The sequence below is a fragment of the Bradyrhizobium aeschynomenes genome, from assembly GCF_013178945.1.
Taxonomy (GTDB): Bacteria; Pseudomonadota; Alphaproteobacteria; order Rhizobiales; family Xanthobacteraceae; genus Bradyrhizobium; species Bradyrhizobium aeschynomenes.
This window is the reverse complement of record NZ_JABFDM010000008.1, coordinates 193,777-211,993: the sequence shown is the minus strand read 5'-3', so window position 1 is coordinate 211,993 and position 18,217 is coordinate 193,777. Positions and strand designations below refer to the sequence as shown.

General features: G+C 66.3%; 18 protein-coding genes. 5 read left to right on the top strand and 13 right to left on the bottom strand.

Translation table 11 applies throughout. The features are described 5' to 3' along the window. Positions 1 to 32 precede the first annotated feature (32 nt). The 9 genes from HL666_RS34285 to HL666_RS23355 all read right to left on the bottom strand — a co-directional run bounded on the left by HL666_RS34285 (position 33) and on the right by HL666_RS23355 (position 8,349). Positions 33 to 386, bottom strand: coding sequence for a hypothetical protein (locus tag HL666_RS34285; protein WP_246739327.1), 354 nt, complete (start codon positions 384 to 386; stop codon positions 33 to 35). 191 nt (positions 387 to 577) lie between these two features. Beyond that, positions 578 to 844: a hypothetical protein gene (locus HL666_RS23390; RefSeq protein ID WP_172114020.1), complete on the bottom strand. Its 267-nt coding sequence runs from the start codon at positions 842 to 844 to the stop codon at positions 578 to 580. Between the two features lie 1,469 nt (positions 845 to 2,313). Continuing rightward, positions 2,314 to 3,792, bottom strand: coding sequence for an Asp-tRNA(Asn)/Glu-tRNA(Gln) amidotransferase subunit GatB (gene gatB, locus HL666_RS23385; RefSeq protein WP_172114019.1), 1,479 nt, complete (start codon positions 3,790 to 3,792; stop codon positions 2,314 to 2,316). A gap of 5 nt (positions 3,793 to 3,797) precedes the next feature. After that, on the bottom strand, positions 3,798 to 4,094 hold the full coding sequence (locus HL666_RS23380) for a hypothetical protein (protein ID WP_172114018.1): 297 nt from the start codon (positions 4,092 to 4,094) through the stop codon (positions 3,798 to 3,800). Further along, positions 4,085 to 5,560 (bottom strand): Asp-tRNA(Asn)/Glu-tRNA(Gln) amidotransferase subunit GatA, encoded by a 1,476-nt coding sequence (gene gatA / locus HL666_RS23375; RefSeq protein ID WP_172183865.1) that lies wholly within the window; start codon positions 5,558 to 5,560, stop codon positions 4,085 to 4,087. The genes HL666_RS23380 and gatA overlap by 10 nt, the downstream gene beginning before the upstream one ends. Continuing rightward, positions 5,557 to 5,799, bottom strand: a complete 243-nt coding sequence (locus HL666_RS23370) for a hypothetical protein (RefSeq protein WP_172114016.1) — start codon at positions 5,797 to 5,799, stop codon at positions 5,557 to 5,559. The genes gatA and HL666_RS23370 overlap by 4 nt, the downstream gene beginning before the upstream one ends. A gap of 67 nt (positions 5,800 to 5,866) precedes the next feature. Beyond that, positions 5,867 to 6,154, bottom strand: coding sequence for an Asp-tRNA(Asn)/Glu-tRNA(Gln) amidotransferase subunit GatC (gene gatC / locus HL666_RS23365; protein ID WP_009027600.1), 288 nt, complete (start codon positions 6,152 to 6,154; stop codon positions 5,867 to 5,869). Between the two features lie 120 nt (positions 6,155 to 6,274). Continuing rightward, positions 6,275 to 7,351, bottom strand: coding sequence for an NAD(P)H-dependent flavin oxidoreductase (locus HL666_RS23360; protein WP_172183863.1), 1,077 nt, complete (start codon positions 7,349 to 7,351; stop codon positions 6,275 to 6,277). Between the two features lie 8 nt (positions 7,352 to 7,359). Beyond that, the gene (locus HL666_RS23355; protein ID WP_172183862.1) at positions 7,360 to 8,349 is read right to left on the bottom strand and encodes an NAD(P)H-dependent flavin oxidoreductase; all 990 of its coding nucleotides are present in this window, start codon (positions 8,347 to 8,349) and stop codon (positions 7,360 to 7,362) included. A 105-nt stretch (positions 8,350 to 8,454) separates the two neighbouring features. On the opposite strand from HL666_RS23355, the gene HL666_RS23350 reads away from it, so the two are divergent. Together HL666_RS23350 and HL666_RS23345 are read left to right on the top strand one after the other, a co-directional pair. Further along, positions 8,455 to 9,345, top strand: coding sequence for a LysR family transcriptional regulator (locus HL666_RS23350; protein ID WP_172183860.1), 891 nt, complete (start codon positions 8,455 to 8,457; stop codon positions 9,343 to 9,345). A gap of 229 nt (positions 9,346 to 9,574) precedes the next feature. Continuing rightward, positions 9,575 to 10,522 carry a cyclase family protein gene (locus tag HL666_RS23345; protein WP_172114012.1) on the top strand — a complete coding sequence of 316 codons (948 nt, stop codon included), beginning with the start codon at positions 9,575 to 9,577 and terminating at the stop codon, positions 10,520 to 10,522. A gap of 172 nt (positions 10,523 to 10,694) precedes the next feature. Here HL666_RS23345 and HL666_RS23340 read toward each other — a convergent pair whose 3' ends face one another. Further along, positions 10,695 to 12,284, bottom strand: coding sequence for an ABC-F family ATP-binding cassette domain-containing protein (locus HL666_RS23340; protein ID WP_172183858.1), 1,590 nt, complete (start codon positions 12,282 to 12,284; stop codon positions 10,695 to 10,697). A 171-nt stretch (positions 12,285 to 12,455) separates the two neighbouring features. Between HL666_RS23340 and ruvX the strand changes: the two genes are divergently transcribed. Together ruvX and HL666_RS23330 are read left to right on the top strand one after the other, a co-directional pair. Then, complete coding sequence (ruvX, locus tag HL666_RS23335) at positions 12,456 to 12,941, top strand: Holliday junction resolvase RuvX (protein ID WP_172183856.1); 486 nt, start codon at positions 12,456 to 12,458, stop codon at positions 12,939 to 12,941. A 3-nt stretch (positions 12,942 to 12,944) separates the two neighbouring features. Next, positions 12,945 to 13,868: an AEC family transporter gene (locus tag HL666_RS23330; protein ID WP_172132743.1), complete on the top strand. Its 924-nt coding sequence runs from the start codon at positions 12,945 to 12,947 to the stop codon at positions 13,866 to 13,868. Between the two features lie 10 nt (positions 13,869 to 13,878). Here the strand turns inward: HL666_RS23330 and HL666_RS23325 are convergent, their stop codons facing one another. Genes HL666_RS23325 through HL666_RS23315 form a run of 3 tightly spaced genes read right to left on the bottom strand, consistent with a single transcriptional unit; the run spans position 13,879 to position 17,088 of the window. After that, entirely contained in the window at positions 13,879 to 14,703 is an 825-nt protein-coding gene (locus tag HL666_RS23325) for a CPBP family intramembrane glutamic endopeptidase (RefSeq protein WP_172183854.1), read from the bottom strand. Further along, entirely contained in the window at positions 14,700 to 16,343 is a 1,644-nt protein-coding gene (locus tag HL666_RS23320) for an acyl-CoA dehydrogenase family protein (protein WP_172183852.1), read from the bottom strand. Before HL666_RS23320 ends, HL666_RS23325 begins: the two co-directional genes overlap by 4 nt. A 22-nt stretch (positions 16,344 to 16,365) precedes the next feature. Continuing rightward, positions 16,366 to 17,088 (bottom strand): M15 family metallopeptidase, encoded by a 723-nt coding sequence (locus tag HL666_RS23315; RefSeq protein WP_376698615.1) that lies wholly within the window; start codon positions 17,086 to 17,088, stop codon positions 16,366 to 16,368. Positions 17,089 to 17,242: 154 nt separating this feature from the next. Between HL666_RS23315 and HL666_RS23310 the strand changes: the two genes are divergently transcribed. After that, positions 17,243 to 18,196, top strand: coding sequence for an aspartate carbamoyltransferase catalytic subunit (locus HL666_RS23310; protein ID WP_172114006.1), 954 nt, complete (start codon positions 17,243 to 17,245; stop codon positions 18,194 to 18,196). The last annotated feature ends 21 nt before the right edge of the window (positions 18,197 to 18,217 follow it).

Genomic DNA, 18,217 nt, shown 5'->3' with positions numbered 1-18,217 from the left:
CATCGCGCGATCTTCGTCAGGCCGCGCACGCGTCAGTCGAACAGGCTGCGGCTGATGTTGATCACGAAGGCGGCGGGCACGCCGATGACGGCACCGACGAAGCCGTAGCCGAGCGCCGCCCACCAGGACGCCGCGCCCCCTGCTCCCATCACCGCACCATATAATGTGCCGGCACCGGCACACAGCGCGGTCACCACGACGAGACGCCGGTCGTTGGCGGCCTCGATCCGCAACCGCTGCAACTCGCGCCGGCTCTGCACCGCCGGTCCGGCCGGCTCGGTCGAACCGCAATGCGGACACGCCACCGCGCTGAACGATACGCCGTTCCCACAGTCATGGCAGTCGATCAGCTCTTGCCGTCTCGGCTGTCGCCGTGCCTGGCCCATTCACAACATCCCGCTTCCTGCGTCACCTGCGACGACAGATAGGAGATTTGTGGGCGCACGACGAGGCTCGGTCGCGGATGTGGATCTCAGTCAATCGCTGGCGACCGGATCCGCTCACCGCAGTGGCCCGGCGCCGGCCTCGCTCTGCACCTCTCCGGGGCACGAGGCCGGACAGCCACATCATTGCATGATCAGCGCGCGCTCATCCAGGCGCGCGCCTCGCGCTGCGCAGCAGCGATGTCGGCGTCCGACATCTGCTCGGCGACTTCACGACGCATCGCAGCCGCATCGACACGCCCCTTGAGGGCAGCGAGGTTGAACCATTTGTGCGCGGCCACCAGATCAACCACGCCGTCGCGACCGCTCGCATAGAGCATGCCGAGTTCAAACAGCACGTCACCATTGGCGCCCTGTTCGGCGGTGGTCACATCAACGAAATTGAGTTGTCCCTGAAACATCGTCGCTCTCCTTCTCAACAGGAGGCGGCTCCCTTGGAGCGCAGCCCCCGTCCAACTGTTCAACGCCTGGTTAGTCCCCATGCCGTTTGACGGCTTATGCGCGAAGGATGCGGATCAAGTTTGAAAGGCAGTTTAAACATCGTGCTGAAGGAAGCCTGAACACAAAGCGACCGATCTTTCGGGCCGAAGCTCAAACGCTTGATTCAGATGAGATTTTTCAAAGCGGCAAAGATCGATTTACCGTTCTGTTTGGCAAACCTCTAACCATCCGCGAAACGCGATGTTGCGGCCGTTGCAACCGGCGGCATGGGCAACGCCGACCCAGCTGGTGGACGAGGCCCGAGACAACGTCCCGATCGATCCCCGCAAGACAACGACTCGCCGCCGCGAAGGACCGCCTTCGCTCCCGCCGTTCGAGGCGTAACACGGCCAACGCCATCTGGCGCGTCAGCTACATGGGATGAAAGCAAGGGGAAGGATCAAGGGGAAAGAGCAATGAGGAGAATGTCGGACAGGGCCGCCCTCCGGCGCTGTGCCGGGATCGAGGGCGTCGGCGAACACGTCAGGATCAGATCTCACTCTGGCCCGTGAGCCGCTCGTGAGATTGCAGACCGGAAACGCGATCTGCACCGAACGAAGAAATCCTGTTTCTTCTGCCGGACCGCCCCGCCGCAGCAAGGCTGCCTTGGAGTTCGATCCGACCGTTGACCTGATGTCTCGCCGACACCCTCTATCGTCGATTGGAGCTTAAGATGATCTGCCGGCTCTGAACGAGCTGCGCGTCCCTTCGTTCCAACGACGTGCCGGCTTCAAGCTGCCGGACTCATCTCGCAGCGAACTGCGAGAGTTACTTCTTCTTGGCGACCTTCTTGGTCTTCTTGGCAGTCTTCTTCGCCGCGGTCTTCGCGACCTTCTTCACTGCCTTCTTCGCCTTCTTCGCTTTCTTGGCCATGTTGCCCTCCGATGTGAGTTGGCTTAGTCGATGCGTGCACTCGGGAATCGAGATGCACTCCATATCGATACACCAACGAGTGAAAAAAAACAGCTTCCGGCTTAAGGAAGTGTTGACACGCGCGCGCGCGTACGGCTGACGAAACGCGCGAAGCAGCACGACGGTCGCCATCGGAAACGCGATCTCGCGTCGGCACAACGGCGAGACTGCTACTAATAGCGATCGCAAGAAAAGCCTACGCTGCAAGGATTTCCTGAATTGCTGCTAGACAACGCGGCAGCGGCGACAACTCCGTTGCGCCGCGCAGACTCACATCGGAGGAGCCGCTCGCGGACTCCGAGTCGTAAATTTTGGCAACGAAAAAATTTTCATCGTACACACCGTCGTGCGCGTTCGATCGCTCGCGAACGGTGGCTTTTTTGCGAATCGCGTGCGGCGATTCGCCGGACGCGAGCCCAAACGAAAACGGCGCGCACCGTGGTGCGCGCCGTCGGAACGAAGACCAGCGATCGTCGTTTCAGATGCCGAGCTTGCTCTTCAGGAGATCGTTCACCGCCTGCGGGTTGGCCTTGCCGCCCGACGACTTCATCACCTGGCCGACGAACCAGCCGGCGAGCTGAGGCTTCGCCTTGGCCTGTGCGACCTTGTCCGGATTGGCGGCGATGATCTCGTCGACCACCTTCTCGATCGCGCCGAGGTCGGTGACCTGCTTCATGCCGCGGCTCTCGACGAGCTCGCGCGGATCGCCGCCCTCGCTCCAGACGATCTCGAACAGGTCCTTGGCGATCTTGCCGGAGATCGTCCCCTCGCCGATCAGCGCGACGATGGAAGCGAGCTGGGACGCCGACACCGGAGAGGACGAGATGTCGCGGCCTTCCTTGTTGAGACGGCCGAACAGCTCGTTGATCACCCAGTTGGCGGCGAGCTTGCCGTCGCGTGCGCGGTCTGCCAGCGCCTCCAGCACGCCTTCATAGAAGGCCGCGCTCTCGCGCTCGGCGACCAGCACCGAGGCGTCGTAGGGCGACAGGCCGAGATCGGCGATGAAGCGCGCCTTCTTCTGGTCGGGCAGCTCGGGCAGCGCGGCCTTCAGCTCGTCGACGAACGCTTGAGAGAACTCGAGCGGCAGCAGGTCCGGGTCGGGGAAGTAACGGTAATCATGCGCCTCCTCCTTGGACCGCATCGACCGCGTCTCGCCCTTGTCGGGATCGAACCGGCGGGTTTCCTGCTCGATGACGCCGCCGTCCTCGATGATCTCGATCTGGCGCCGCGCCTCGGCCTCGACCGCCTGGCCGATGAAGCTGATGGAGTTGATGTTCTTGATCTCGCAGCGGGTGCCGAGCGGCCCGCCCGGCTTGCGCACGGAGACGTTCACGTCGGCGCGCAAGCTTCCCTTCTCCATGTCGCCGTCGCAGGTGCCGAGATAGCGCATGATCGACCGCAGCTTGGTCACGTAGGCCTTGGCCTGCTCGGCGTCGCGGATATCGGGCTTGGAGACGATCTCCATCAGCGCCACGCCGCAGCGGTTGTAGTCGATATAGGATAGCGACGGCGACTGGTCGTGCAGCATCTTGCCGGGATCCTGCTCGATGTGCAGGCGCTCGATGCCGACGGTGGCGGTCTTGCCGCCGTCGAGCTCGACCGTGACCTCGCCCTCGCCGACGATCGGGTCCTTGTACTGGCTGATCTGGTAGCCCTGCGGCAGGTCCGGGTAGAAATAGTTCTTGCGATCGAACACCGAGCGCAGGTTGATCTTGGCGTTCAGGCCAAGCCCGGTGCGCACGGCCTGGCGCACGCACTCCTCGTTGATGACCGGCAGCATGCCCGGCATCGCCACGTCGACCAGCGACACATGGGTATTGGGATCGCCGCCGAAGGCGGTCGAGGCGCCCGAGAACAGCTTGGACTTCGAGGTGACCTGGGCGTGGATCTCCATGCCGATCACGACCTCCCAGTCGCCGGTGGCGCCCTTCATCAGCTTGCCGCTGGTTGCCGTCATGGCCCTCAACTCCCCATCAGCGCGGAGACGATCCGCTCGAATTCGATATCCAACGCATCGGTCGCGACCGGCTGCCCGGCCTGGCGGTACCAATAGGCCGCATTGCCGAGATCGCCCTCGACGCGATGCAGATGCGCGTGCGCCCAAGCCGCATCGCGGCCGGTCTCGTCCTGAATGATCCCATGCGCCCGGTCCCAGTCGCCCTTCGCCAGCCACCAGAGGCCGGTCAGCACGGGCGTGAGCCCGGTCGCGGGCGCATCGCCCGCGAGGCTCGTCTTGAAATCGTCGACGCTCACCACCACCGGACCGGCGTGAAGCGTCCCGCCGCCTGCTCGATGACCTCGCCGAGCGAGAACAGCGTCTCCTCGTCGAACGGACGGCCGATCAGTTGCAGCCCGAGCGGCAGCCCCTGCGCGTCCTTGCCGGCGGGCACCGCGATGCCCGGCAGGCCGGCCATGTTCACGGTCACCGTGAAGATGTCGTTGAGATACATCTCGACCGGGTCGGCGCCGCCCTTCTCGCCGATGCCGAAGGCAGCCGACGGCGTCGCCGGTGTCAGGATCGCGTTGACCCCTTGCGCGAAGCAGTCCTCGAAGTCCTTCTTGATGAGCGTCCGGACCTTCTGCGCCCGGATGTAATAGGCGTCGTAATAGCCGGCCGACAGCACATAGGTGCCGATCATGACGCGGCGGCGCACCTCGGCGCCGAACCCTTCGGCCCTGGTGTTCTCGTACAGCTCGCCGATCGACTTGCCGGGCACGCGCAGGCCGTAGCGGACGCCGTCGTAGCGGGCGAGGTTCGAGGACGCCTCCGCCGGCGCCACGATGTAATAGGCCGGCAGCGCATATTTGGTGTGCGGCAGCGACACCTCGACCAGCTCGGCGCCGGCCGCCTTGAGCCATTCGGCGCCTTGCCCCCACAGTTTCTCGATCTCGGCCGGCATGCCGTCGAGCCGGTACTCCTTGGGGATGCCGATCTTCATGCCCTTCACGGACTTGCCGATGGCGGCCTCGTAGTCGGGCACGGGGATGTCGACCGAGGTCGTGTCCTTCGGGTCGTGGCCGGCCATCGAGCGCAGCAGGATCGCCGCGTCACGGGTCGAGCGCGCGATCGGACCCGCCTGGTCGAGCGAGGAGGCAAAGGCGACGATGCCCCAGCGCGAGCAGCGACCATAGGTCGGCTTGATGCCGACGGTGGCGGTGAACGCCGCCGGCTGGCGGATCGAGCCGCCGGTGTCGGTCGCCGTCGCGCCCATGCAGAGCAGCGCCGCCACCGCCGAGGCCGAGCCGCCGGACGAGCCGCCCGGCACCAGCGTGGTGTTGGAGCCCTCGCGCCGCCAGGGGTTGCCGACAGGGCCGAAGCACGAGGTCTCGTTCGACGAGCCCATCGCGAACTCGTCATTGTTGAGCTTGCCGAGCATGACCGCACCGTCGCGCCACAGCTGCGAGGTCACGGTCGACTCATAGGTCGGCACGAAATTGCCGAGGATCTTCGAGCACGCGGTGGTGCGGACGTCCTTGGTGGCAAACAGGTCCTTGATCCCCAACGGAATGCCGGCGAGCGGCCCGCCCTCGCCCTTGCCGATCTTGGCGTCGGCCTCGCGCGCCATCGCGCGCGCCTGGTCCGGCGTCTCCATCACGAAGGCGTTGAGCGCCCGCGCCTCCTCCATCGCCTTGAGATGGGCGTCGGTCAGCTCGAGCGACGTGAAAGTCTTGTCCGCGAGGCCCTTGCGGGCCTCGGCGAGCGTCATCGAAGTCAAATCGGTCATTTGTTGATCGGGCTGCAGAAGAAGGGGGAAAGCGTCTTGTCGTCGGCGGCATCGTCGGCGAAGAACTTGTTCGTCTTCGCCTTGGTGGTGTTCGCCTTGTTGGCGTTGGCCACTTCGAGCTGGTCGAGCACCTCGTTCACGGCCTTGTCCGGATCGGCGGCCTTGCCCTGCCGCTCCATCGCGTCGAGATAATCCATGTAGGCCTTGTAGGCCGCTTCATCGTCGCAGAGCAGGCACATCGGCGTTGGCTCGCTTGTCGGTTGGAGGAGCGGATCACGCGCGACGGGTGCGCGGAGCTGCCCCAAGCTATTCCACGACCTTCGGCACGAGAAAGAAGTTGTTCTCGGTCATGGGCGCGTTCTTGACGATGTCGTCGGCGATGTCGCCGTCGGTGACGACGTCCTGGCGCTTCTTCATCGCCATCGGCGTCACCGAGGTCATCGGCTCGACGCCCTCGACATTGACCTCCGAGAGCTGCTCCACGAAGGCCAGCATCGCATTGAGCTCGCCCTGCAGATGCGGGACCTCGGCGTCAGTGACAGCGATCCGCGCCAATTGCGCGATCCGGCGGACGGTGGCGGCATCGACCGACATTATATAGGGCCTCACGGGACAAGGTGAACCCGCCCTATAGCAGAGCCCGGTTTCGCGCCGCAACCGGCAGGCTCTGGACTTTCCGAGGGCAGCGCCCTGCCCTCAAGGTCTCCGGCTGCGTCAGCCCGCCATCCGCGCGAGGCGCGCCAGCGCCTGTTCGGCCAGCGTCCGCGTCAGCTCGGCCGCCGGGATCTCGCGGCCCAGCGGCAGCGCCTGCCCGGCCCAGAGATTGGTGAAATCCACCTTGCCCTGCTTCTCCGCGGCGGCCTTGAGCGGGCCCAGCGCGGTCGCGGCATGCGGAAACGCCGGTGCATCCGGCGAGATCGGTCCGACCTCGCGCATCACCCGGTTGGCGACGCCGCGGGCCAGCCGTCCGGTCATCACATTGGTGATCACGGTCGATTCGTCGTCGGCGGACGCGAGCGCGGCGCGCGCGATCGCGCTGACCTTGGATTCCGGACACCGCAGAAACGCACTGCCGATCTGAACGCCGCAGGCGCCGAGCGCGAACGCCGCGGCAATGCCGCGCGCGTCCGCAATGCCGCCGGCAGCGATGACGGGCAGCTTCACCGCGTCGACGATCTGCGGCACCAGCGCGAACGTCCCGACCTGCTCGGCGAGCTTGTCGGTCAGGAACATGCCGCGATGGCCGCCCGCCTCCGCGCCTTGCGCGATGATGACGTCGGCGCCGTTCCGTTCCAGCCACACCGCCTCGCGCACGACCGTCGCGGAGGCCATCACGATCGCACCGGTCGCCTTGACGCGCGCCAGCAGGCCGGCCTCCGGCAGACCGAAATGAAAGCTGACGATCTCCGGCCTCAACTCCTCGACGACGGCGCACATCGCCGCGTCGAACGGCGCGCGGTTGGCGGCCGTGACCGGCGCCGCCGGATCCACGCCATACTCCTTGTAGTAAGCGCCGAGCCGCTGCTTCCAGCCGGCCTCGCGGACAGCATCCGCCTCCACCGGGGTATGGCAGAAGAAGTTCACATTGATCGGTGCAGAGACGCGCTGGCGGATGATGTTGACCTGTTCGCGGGCCTTGTCGGCGCTCAGCATGGCACAGGGCAGCGAGCCGAGGCCGCCACCTTGCGCGACGGCGATGACGAGATCGGCATCCATCACGCCGGCCATCGGGGCGAGCACGATCGGGTGTTCGGTCTTGACGAGATCCAGGAAGCGGCGATCGGGCCACATGGTTCACCTCACTCTTCTTCGTTGCGCGGCAGCCAGGTCGCGTTGCGCCGCCCCTGCAGGATCCGGGTGGCCTCGCCGACGATCCGCTCGACGATCTCGCCGGCCAGCGGGATATCATGGATCAGGCCGACCGCCTCGCCTGCGATGACGGCGGCGACATCGAAATTGCCATCGGCCCTTGCCTTCACATAGTCAGCCGACAAGTGCTCGACCTGCTGCAGCAATTCGACCTCCCGCCCCATCCAGCGCCGCGCATGGTCGTTGATCAGGCATCGTCCGGTGAACGGCGCCGGCCAGACATTGTTGCGCGACAGGTCGAAGATGATGCCGCGAACCGTCTCGCCGGATTTCGCAGCGCAGATGCGCCGCTTCGCGTCCTCGGCGCCCGCGGCTTCCTGGCTGGCATAGAACCGCGTGCCAAGCAGCACGCCATCGGCGCCGAGCGTGAGCATCGCGGCAAGGCCACGGCCATCCGCGAGACCACCGGCCGCCGCCACCGGCACACGCCCCGCCGCGAGGTCGACGATCGCAGGCACAATGTCGAGCGTGGTCCGCGAGGCGCCATGGCCGCCGGCTTCGGTTCCTTGCGCGACCAGGATGTCGGCTCCCGCGGCGAGCGCCTGCTCCGCCATCGCTTCGTCCTGCACCTGGCAGATCAAGAGTGCTCCGGCCTGCTTGATATCGGGTGCGAAGCGCGCGGGATCGCCGAAGGACAGCATCACAGCTGCAGGCTTCGCCGCCAGCGCGATGTCGAGCAGCTCCGGCTGCCGGGCCAGCGACCAGGTGATGAAGCCGATGCCGAACGGCGCACCCAAGCGCTTGAGCTTGGCCGTTTCCTGCGCAAGCCAGACGCGGTTGCCATAGCCGCCACCGAGAATACCCAAGCCGCCGGCTTCGCTGACCGCGCGCACCAGCCGCGCATCGGCGATCAGGTCCATCGGCGCCAGCAGGATCGGATGGATCGTGCCGAGCTTCTCCGTCAGCGGCGTTCTCAGCATCTGCCCTTCCCTGATGTCTGGACGCGAACCCTAGGCGCGGCTAGCATTCTCTCAAAATGAATAGTTGAGAACTCTGCCATCGCAGAATCAAAACGGAGAGCGGCTGTGGAACTGAGCGACCTGCAGACCTTCGCCGCCGTGGCGCGCACCGGCGGCATCACGCGCGCCGCCGAAATCCTGAACACCGTCCAGTCCAATGTCACGCAGCGGATCAAGGCGCTGGAAGCCGAGGTCGGCACAGCGTTGTTTGAACGCCACAGCCGCGGCATGACCTTGACCGGCGCGGGACAACGGCTGCTGCCCTACGCCGATCGCCTGGCGGCCTTGTCGCGCGAAGCCGTGCTCGCCGCGCGCGACGATGGCGAGCCGAACGGATCGCTCATGATCGGCTCGATGGAGACCACCGCCGCGGTGCGCCTGCCGACGCACCTTGCGGATTTCCACCGCCGCTTCCCGGCCGTATCCTTGAGCCTGCGCACGGCGCCGACAGCAGAGCTCGTCGCCGGCGTGCTCGACGGGACACTCGATGGTGCCTTCGTTGCGGGACCGATCGACCATCCCGATCTCACCGGCATGGTCGCCTTCGAGGAAGAACTCGTGCTGGTGACGGCCCGGCGCTTCGAGAGCCTGCCGGCCTTGCGCGCGGCCACGATCGCCTCCGGCCCGACCGCGCTGATGTTCAGGGCCGGCTGCACCTACCGGCAGCGGCTGGAGCAGGTCTTCAACGCGTTCGGCTGGCCGGCGGCGGCCCGCATCGAGCTCGGCACCCTCGATGGCATGATCGGCTGCGTGGCCGCAGGCATGGGCGTCGCGTTGCTGCCGCGTGCCGTGGTGACGCGACACGAGATGAGCGGCAGTATCGGACTGCACACGCTCGATCCATCCCATGCTCAGGTCGAGACGCTCTTCGTCCATCGCCGCGCCGGACATCGCAGCAGCGCATTGTCCGCCTTCATGGAAGGCTTGGGCTGCCGGGATCGCGACATCGCGGCCTGACTCCGCTCGCCCGGAGATTGTGCACGCCATTGCTGACGCGCAGCACATTCCTTGGCACGAAATGATCAGGCAGCTCGGTGAAGCCCGGCCATTTCGACCGATGCGACGTTCGGGCGCTGTGCAGCGCACGCAGCCGAAAAACGCTTTGTCGCATGCTCCTGCACTACGTTAGGATGCGGCGCTGGCCAGCGCGAAAACCAACAAACGTCAACATGTCGGAGGAAATGCGATGCGCAACGCGTTCGTGTTGTGCTGCTCGATTGCCTTGATGGGTGCGATCGGGACAGCGAATGCTCAAGACAAGCCCGCAGACTGGACAAAGTCGAAATGGGGGCCGCAGGACGAAATCGGCGCCGCCAACTACATCACGCCGGAGCTCGTGGTCAAAGCGGCCTCGCTGGTCAAGACCGGCAAGACCTACGCGCTCGGCATGATCATCGATTCCAAGACCCCGGCCTATCCCCCGCGCTCGTTCAAGGTCACCGTCGTACAGCCGGGCCAAGCCGGCAATCCCGGCCTTGGTCCGAACAAGGCAACCTACAATGACGACATCATCGAGGGCTGGGTCGGTGTCGGCAGCCAGCTCGACGGGCTCGGCCATCTCGGGGTCGAGCACGTCTACTACAACGGCAACAAGGTCGCCGATTTCGCCGACCCGACCGGCCTGAAGAAGCTCGGAATCGAAAAGGTACCGCCGCTGGTGGCGCGCGGGGTGCTGCTCGACATGGCCGCCTATTACAACACCGACGTGGTGAAGGAAGGTACCGCGTTCAACAGCAAGGAGATCGAGGAAGTCGCCAAGAAGCAGGGCGTCGAAATCCGCCAGGGCGACATCGTGATCTTCCACACCGGCTGGCTGAGCCTCGTCGGCAAGGACGACAAGCGATACGGCGCTGCCGAGCCGGGTCTCGGCGTCGATGGCGCCAAGTACCTGACGTCCAAGGGAGTCGTCGCGATTGGCGCCGATACCTGGGGTCTCGAGGTGCTGCCGTTCGAGTCTCAGAACGTCTTCGAGGTGCACCAGATCCTGCTCGCCATGAACGGGACCTATATCCTCGAAAACATGAACACGGCCGATCTCGCCAAGGACAAGGGCTACGAGTTCCTGTTCGTGCTGGGCCAGCCGCGCTGGCGCGGCGGCGTCCAGGGCAACATCAACCCGATCGCGATCCGCTAGCTTGCTTCGCCTCTCCGGCGGGGAGATGTCGGCGCGCAGTGCCGGGTGAGAGCCGTTGTCCATGAGTTGGACCGTACTCCCTCACCCGGCTTGCATCCTGCAATCGACCTCTCCCTTCGCGAGAGGTGACCTTGTTGCCGCGCCGAGTGCCCCTCATCGCCTCATGAGGCACTCAGCTCGTGACTTCGAACTCCTCGGTCACACCGATCGCGGCGAGGAACGACGGATCGTGGCTGACGACCAGCAGCGCGCCATCGAAGTCGCGCAGCGCCTGCTCCAGCATCTCGATCGAGACAATGTCGAGATGATTGGTTGGCTCGTCGAGCAGCAGCAGCCATGGCGGACGCGCGCCGCCAAACGTGCAGGCAAGGCCCGCACGCAGGCGCTCGCCGCCGGACAGCGTCTCCACCGTCTGCCCGGCGTCGCGGTTCCGAAAGGCGAAGCGCGCGCAGGCTGCATGCGCCGCCTCGGCGCCGAACGCCGGATGGAGGCGGCGGAAATTGCCGATGATGCTGTCGCTGCGATCCAGCAACACGACGTGCTGATCCAGCATCGCGATCCGCCCTTCGGCACGCCGAACCGTTCCGTCGATCAGCGGAATCGCGCCGATCGCGGCCCTGAGCAGCGTGGTCTTGCCTGCGCCATTGCGTCCGGTGATCGCGATCCGCTGCCGGCCTCTGACACTGAGCGTCCAGGGACCGAACCTCCTGTCGCCGGCGCCCACGACCGCGTCCTGCATCGCGAGCAGTTCGGTCCCGGCGCCGAGCCCGGTCGGCGGCAGGGCCATCGAGAGCGGCGTCAGCACCTCCAAATGTTGTCGCGCCTGCTCGGCTCGCTCGGCCGCTTCGTTGATCATGCGCTCGGCGAGCCGCTGCGATCGCCCGCCGGTCGTCTCGGCCCGCTCGGCTCGAGCCCCCAGCAAGATCCTCGGCGCCGAGCCGCTGGCGGCGAAGGCACGGCCGGCCCTGTCCTTGCGCGCTTTCGCTTCGCGCTGGCGCTGCACGGTGCGGCTGACATCCCGCACATGCGCATCGGCGCGGTCCAGCGCGATCGCTGCACGCGCCCGCGCATTCTCCCGCGCCTGCGCAAACATCGTCCAGCCGCCACCGACGATGTGGACACCGACCGGGGTGAGCTCCACGATCCGGTCCATCATCTCCAGCACCGCGCGGTCATGACTGGCGACCAGGACGCCGCCGCGCCAGCGCCGAATCAGCCGGCCGACAGCGTCGCGGCCCTCGGCATCGAGATTGTTGGTGGGCTCGTCGAGCAGTAGCAGATCCGGCGCCTCGATCAGCAGCCGCGCGATGCCGATACGCGTCCGCTCGCCGCCGCTGAGCGAGTCCATCAAGCGATCGAACGCAATTCCGGCGAGGCCCGCCTCGGTCAGCGCGTCATCGACACGGCTCGGCAGGCTCCAATCCGCGCGCGCGAGATCATCGGCAAGGTCGCTGTCCCGGCTCTTTCCCACGACGATACGATCGATGACCGCAAGATCGCCGGCGACGCCGAGCGCCTCGTCGACGCGCAAGCCGGGATCCCAGTGCTGCGCCAGGAGGCCGTGCGCCCCGCTGCGCGTCACCGCTCCGGCCGCAGGCTCCGAGACGCCAGCGGCGATGCGGAGCAAGGTCGACTTGCCGGCGCCGTTGCGGCCAACCAGACCGACGCGTTCGGCACCGATGGAGAGTGTGAGATTGTCGAAGAGCGGATGACCGTCAGGTGTCGCGGCGGCAACCGCGTCGAGCGTCAGACAGGAGAACATGGGCAACCGTGATGGCAGAGGACACAAAGCGGCGGGCAATGTTGGTCCTGCGATCCACGGCACCCCTCCTGTTCACGGCATGGCGGTCCATATAGAACGAACGCAGCGCAGCGGCAACCCATGCGCCAGCCGCGCTGGCCCGGCGGATGCGCCCATGCTAAGCGGCGCGCCATGCCCGCCCCCATCCTCCCCCTCATCGAAGCCGCAGCCCGTTGGCCCGAGCGCGGCGCGCTCGTTGGCCTCGATCTCGGCACCAAGACCATCGGCGTCGCCGTGTCGGATCCCGACCGGCGGCTCGCCACCGGCGTCGAGACCATCCAGCGCAAGGCGTTCAAGTCGGACTCGGCGCGACTGCTGGCAATTTGCACCGAGCGCAAGGTGGTCGGCTTCGTGCTGGGCTTGCCGATCAACATGGACGGCAGCGAGGGGCCGCGGGCGCAATCGACCCGGGCGTTCGCACGCAACCTCGCGGGCCTCACCGACTTGCCGATCGGCCTCTGGGACGAGCGGCTGTCGACGGCGGCCGTCGAGCGCGAGCTGATCGGCATGGATGTCAGCCGCGCCAGGCGCGCCGAGGTGATCGACACCCATGCGGCGATCTTCATCCTGCAGGGGGCGCTCGATCGGCTTGCGACCTTGCGCCAGTCCGGTCGCTAGCCCATGAGCCCCGTTGCCGCGGCGCTCGCGCCGGTCTTCCTGTTGATCGTGATCGGCTTCGGCCTGCGGCGCAGCCTGATCCGGCTGGATACGCAATGGCACGGGCTCGAGCGGCTGACCTATTTTGTGCTGTTTCCGGCGCTGCTGATGCAGAGCCTGGTGAAGGCCGATCTCGGCAAGGTGCCGGTCGCCGGCATCGGCGGCGCCCTGTTCCTGGCGATGCTGGCGATGTCGGCGCTGTGCCTCGCGCTGCGGCCGCTGCTCACCCGCTGCGGCATCGACGGTCCGGCGTTCACGTCGATCTTCCAAGGGGCAACCCGCTGGCAGACCTACGTCGCGCTCAGCGTCGCCGGCAGCCTGTTCGGCCCGACCGGGCTCGCGGCGGCGTCGGTGGCGATGATCGCGATCATCCCGATGGTCAACGTGTTCAGCGTCGCCGTGCTCGCTCACTACGCCTCGCCGACCCGCCGCTCGATGCGCGAGATCCTCGCCACCATCGTGCGCAATCCGCTGATCTGGGGCTGCCTCGCCGGGCTCGCGCTCAACCTGGCGCATGTGCCGCTGCCAAAGCTCTGGCACGATGCCGCCGATGCGCTTGGACAGGCCTCGCTGCCGATCGGCCTGCTGGTGACCGGCGCCGGCCTGCACTTCGAGGGCTTGCGCCGCGCCGGCCCGGCCGCTGCGCTTGGCGTCGTGCTCAAGCTGGTCTTGATGCCGATTCTCGCGATCGGGCTCGCCGGATGGTTCGGCGTCACCGGCCCGAGCCTCGTCGTGGTCGCGATCTGCGCGGCGGTCCCGACCTCGCCGAGCGCCTATGTGCTGGCCAAGCAGATGGGCGGCGATGCGCCGCTGCTGGCGCAGATCATCTCGCTGCAAACGGTGCTGGCGGCGCTGACCATGCCGCTCGCGATCGCCTGGGCGAGCTGAACGCGTCCGTTCAGGAAGAACCGCTGGCCAGCCACATGGTCTGCACCGTGGCGGCGAGGTTGTTGAGGCCGTGCAGCACCATGGTCAGATAGGTGGAGTGGGTTCGAGAGCGCAGATAGCCGAACCAGACGCCGAGGGAAAACACGTTGAGCAGCGCGAACCAGTCGTACTGCAGATGCAGGACGGTCCACAGCAAGGACGACAGCACGATGGCGCCAGGCACGCGCAGGAAGGAGTCCGACCAGCCGCGATAGAGAAAGCCACGCGCCATCAGCTCTTCCGACACCGGTGCGGCGACGCAGAAGGCGATGACCAGCAGCCAGACCACGCCGTCGCCTCTGGCGGTCTTCATGATGTCCACCATGAAGCTCGCCGACTTCTCTTCGCGTCCCGTCAGCTGCGCCGCCAGCTCCCAGCATCCCAGGATCACGACCATCCCGACAACGCCCAAGGCAAAATTCTTCCAGCCGGTCCAACGCAGGCCGAGATAATCGGCGAACGACATCCGGGTATGGCGAACGGCGAAATAGATCGGGATCAGAATCGCCGGAACGCCCATGATCGCCGACAGCGAGACCGTGAGCGAGCGGCTCGCGATCTGGATCATCGCCAACTGGAACGCGGCCATGCTGTCGATTGGACCCTCATGGCGCAGCAGGAAATAGGCGATCGGAGTCAGCTGGCCGATGAAGAACACGACGATGATGAGGAGGCCCCACAGCAAGGTGCGCCAGAAGCCCAGCGTGCGCGGCTGATGCTGCGCCGGAGCGACCTGCTGCGGCGGGTTGCCCGGATCGAGGGAATCCATCGCGGTGGCTTCGGGAGTGTCGGTCAAGGCAGCGCGCGCTCCAGCAAGGTCCGGGTATCGGCGGGATCGAGATCGACGGCGCCGTACATGCTCGGATGAACGTTGGCGAGCCGCGTGGCGGCGAACAGCTCCGCATGACCGGGCATAACGGGGTTGAGCGCGGCGGCGGCTGCGAGCAGGGCCAGCCTCTCGACCGCGAGGCGCGCGACGCGCTCGGAATCCGGTCGACGGAAGCCGGTCTCGATGAAGGCGAGCGCCTCCGCGGCGCCAGGGAGCCCGCTGGTCTCGGCTTTCAGACGCATCAGAACATGCCCGGCCGCCTCCGTCTCGCGCGACAGCGCCCGCAGCACGTCGAGGCACATGACGTTGCCCGAGCCCTCCCAGATCGCATTGACCGGCGACTCGCGGAAGTGGCGTGCGAGAAGGCCGTCCTCGACATAGCCATTGCCGCCAAGGCACTCCATCGCCTCGTAGAGGAACGGCGGCGCGCTCTTGCAGACCCAGTATTTGATCGCGGGCGTCAACAGCCGCATGTAGGCGGCTTCACTCGCGTCGGCAGGCGTGCGGTCGAACGCGCGGCACAGCCGCATCACCAGCGCCGTGGTCGCCTCGACGTGGAGCGCCATGTCGGCGAGCACCGCCTGCATCAGCGGCTGATCGGCGAGATGCTTCTGGAACACGCTGCGATGACGCGCATGATGCAGCGCATGCGCCAGCCCCGAGCGCATCAGGCCGGCGGACGAGATCGCGCAATCCAGCCGCGTCAGCTGCACCATCTGGATGATGGTGCTGATGCCCCTGCCCTCATCGCCGATCCGCTCGGCATAGGCGCCGACGAACTCCACCTCCGACGAGGCATTGGAGCGGTTGCCGAGCTTGTCCTTCAAGCGTTGAAACTGGATCGCGTTCACCGTGCCATCCGGCTTGAAGCGCGGCATGAAGAAGCAGGTCAGGCCGGCCTCGGCCTGCGCCAGCACCAGGAAGGCGTCGCACATCGGCGCCGACATGAACCATTTGTGCCCGGTGATGCGATAGCCGTCACTGGTCCGCTCAGCTCGCGTCATGTTGGTGCGCACGTCGGTGCCGCCCTGCTTCTCGGTCATGCCCATGCCGAGCGTCATGCCGCGCTTCTGCCACCACGGCGCAAATGACGGATCATAGTCGCGGGTGCCGATGACGGGCATGACGCGCGCGAGCAGCTCCGGCTGCGCGGCGAGCGCCGCCACCGAGGCCCTCGTCATCGTGATCGGGCACAAATGGCCGCTCTCGACCTGCGAGGCCATGTAGAACTTCACGGCGCGCACGACTTCCGAGCGGCCGCCGGCGGGCTTGCCGGCTGTCGTCCATGTCGAATTGTGCAGCCCGGCCTCAACCGAGCGCGTCATCATCGCGTGGTAAGCGGGATGAAACTCGACGACATCGCGGCGAAAGCCCTTGGCGTCGAAGCTGCGCAGCTTCGGCGTGTTCTCGTTGGCGAGCCGGCCCTGCTCCGCCGTCTCGGGAGAGCCCCACAGCGCGCCGAACGCTGTCAGATCCTGCTCGGCCCCGGCACCGTCATTTGCCTTCAGGGCCTCCATCAACGGCCGGTCGGCCGTGAACAGGTTGACATCCTCGAACGGCGGCGACTGGTTGAACACCTCATGGGTCGCGAAGGAGGACTGCGTCATGGCCGTGCCCTGTAGAGATCGATCATCGGCGCGGCCGAATGGGAAAAACATAAGTGGTCGCGCCGGCGCCCGGCAGCGAAAAGTGCCACCACTCCCTGGCATAGTTCACAAACCCTTGCCGCGCCATCACCGTGACCAGCTCGTTGCGCCAACGGCGCTGCTGCGGTGTCAGGTTCTGCGCGGCGGTATGAGCCTTCACGTCGGAACAATCGTAGCCGGTTCCCATGTCGACGCTGCCCTCCGGCGCGCGCAGCGCTGCGGGCGCGGTGCAGTCCGCATAGTCCTTGGCCGGATCGAACGCCGCGGAATTGTCGGCCGCGAGATCGACCAGCGTGAGATCGAGCGCCGCCCCGGTCGAATGGCTCGAACGCACGGCGATGTAGCCGAGACGGAACAGGTCCTGCTTGGCGATGCGCGGCGTGTAACGGCGGCCGGCCGTGGTCTCGACGCCGTCCTGCGACCAGGCCAGCATTTCTGCGACCGCACGCACCGGCCGGTAGCAGTCGAGCATCTTCAGCGACAGGCCGCGCGGCCGCAGCTCGGCCTGAGCCGCCTGCAGCCGCCGCCCCACGTCACGCGTCACGACGCATTCGGCCGCCTCGTAGCCCGGCAAGGGTCGGCCGACGAAATTGTTGCTGCCGGCATAACGAATGTCCTGGAGGATCGTCGGGTCGATGTCGCGGAGATAGACGAAATCGAACGGCAACGCGGCCGCGCCGGCCGGCACGATCGCCGCCAGCAGGATGAGGGCATATCGGAGCGGACATCTTCCGGCGATGGCCCGCCAGCCTCCGGTTTGCAGCCCCCCGAGAGGCTCGGAAGACGGAACGGGGGATAACTCGGAACCCCGGCTTTCGGCCTTGCCCCTCACGGAAACCGCGCCTATAGCTCTGGCTTTAATGGCAACCTCTCCGAAATCGACTTTCGTCCTCGGGCACCGGCATTTGCTGGGAATCGAGGGCCTTTCCGCCCACGACATCACCGGCCTCCTCGATCTGTCCGAGGAGTATGTCGAACTGAATCGTCAGGTCGACAAGAAGCGCACCGTGCTGCGCGGCCGCACCCAGGTCAACCTGTTCTTCGAGGCTTCGACGCGGACGCAATCCTCGTTCGAGCTTGCTGGCAAGCGGCTCGGCGCCGACGTCATGAACATGTCGGTGTCGTCCTCGTCCATCAAGAAGGGCGAGACCCTGATCGACACCGCGGTCACGCTCAACGCGATGCATCCGGACATCCTGGTGGTCCGCCACCACGCCTCCGGCGCGGTGGAGCTCTTGGCCCGCAAGGTCGACGGCTCCGTGATCAATGCCGGCGACGGCGCGCATGAGCATCCGACCCAGGCGCTGCTCGATGCGCTGACGATCCGCCGCAACAAGGGCCGTCTTGAAGGCCTCGTGATCGCGATCTGCGGTGACGTGCTGCATTCGCGAGTCGCACGCTCCAACATCCTGCTTCTCAACACAATGGGCGCCCGCGTCCGCGTCGTTGCACCCTCCACCTTGCTGCCGCCGGGCATCGAGCGCATGGGCGTCGAAGTCGCACGCGACATGCGCGAGGGGCTGAACGGCGCCGACATCGTGATGATGCTGCGGCTGCAGCGCGAGCGCATGAACGGCTCGTTCGTGCCGTCCTCGTCGGAATATTTCCAGTACTTCGGGCTCGACCAGAAGAAGCTGGCTTATGCCAAGCCCGACGCGCTGGTGATGCATCCAGGACCGATGAATCGCGGCGTCGAGATCGACTCCATCGTCGCCGACGGCGCGCAGTCGCTGATCCGGGAACAGGTCGAAATGGGTGTTGCCGTGCGCATGGCCGTGCTCGAAGCACTGGCCCGCAACCTGCCCAACGCGTGAACAGAACTCGGGACGAAACGC

Excerpts from the sequence above, each read along its gene's own strand:
- HL666_RS34285 (WP_246739327.1), bottom strand. The coding sequence starts at position 386 with ATGGGCCAGGCACGGCGACAGCCGAGACGGCAAGAGCTGATCGACTGC.
- HL666_RS23390 (WP_172114020.1), bottom strand. The coding sequence starts at position 844 with ATGTTTCAGGGACAACTCAATTTCGTTGATGTGACCACCGCCGAACAG.
- gatB (WP_172114019.1), bottom strand. The coding sequence starts at position 3,792 with ATGACGGCAACCAGCGGCAAGCTGATGAAGGGCGCCACCGGCGACTGG.
- gatA (WP_172183865.1), bottom strand. The coding sequence starts at position 5,560 with ATGACCGATTTGACTTCGATGACGCTCGCCGAGGCCCGCAAGGGCCTC.
- HL666_RS23370 (WP_172114016.1), bottom strand. The coding sequence starts at position 5,799 with ATGTGCCTGCTCTGCGACGATGAAGCGGCCTACAAGGCCTACATGGAT.
- gatC (WP_009027600.1), bottom strand. The coding sequence starts at position 6,154 with ATGTCGGTCGATGCCGCCACCGTCCGCCGGATCGCGCAATTGGCGCGG.
- HL666_RS23360 (WP_172183863.1), bottom strand. The coding sequence starts at position 7,351 with ATGTGGCCCGATCGCCGCTTCCTGGATCTCGTCAAGACCGAACACCCG.
- HL666_RS23355 (WP_172183862.1), bottom strand. The coding sequence starts at position 8,349 with ATGCTGAGAACGCCGCTGACGGAGAAGCTCGGCACGATCCATCCGATC.
- HL666_RS23345 (WP_172114012.1), top strand. The coding sequence starts at position 9,575 with ATGCGCAACGCGTTCGTGTTGTGCTGCTCGATTGCCTTGATGGGTGCG.
- HL666_RS23340 (WP_172183858.1), bottom strand. The coding sequence starts at position 12,284 with ATGTTCTCCTGTCTGACGCTCGACGCGGTTGCCGCCGCGACACCTGAC.
- ruvX (WP_172183856.1), top strand. The coding sequence starts at position 12,456 with ATGCCCGCCCCCATCCTCCCCCTCATCGAAGCCGCAGCCCGTTGGCCC.
- HL666_RS23330 (WP_172132743.1), top strand. The coding sequence starts at position 12,945 with ATGAGCCCCGTTGCCGCGGCGCTCGCGCCGGTCTTCCTGTTGATCGTG.
- HL666_RS23320 (WP_172183852.1), bottom strand. The coding sequence starts at position 16,343 with ATGACGCAGTCCTCCTTCGCGACCCATGAGGTGTTCAACCAGTCGCCG.
- HL666_RS23310 (WP_172114006.1), top strand. The coding sequence starts at position 17,243 with ATGGCAACCTCTCCGAAATCGACTTTCGTCCTCGGGCACCGGCATTTG.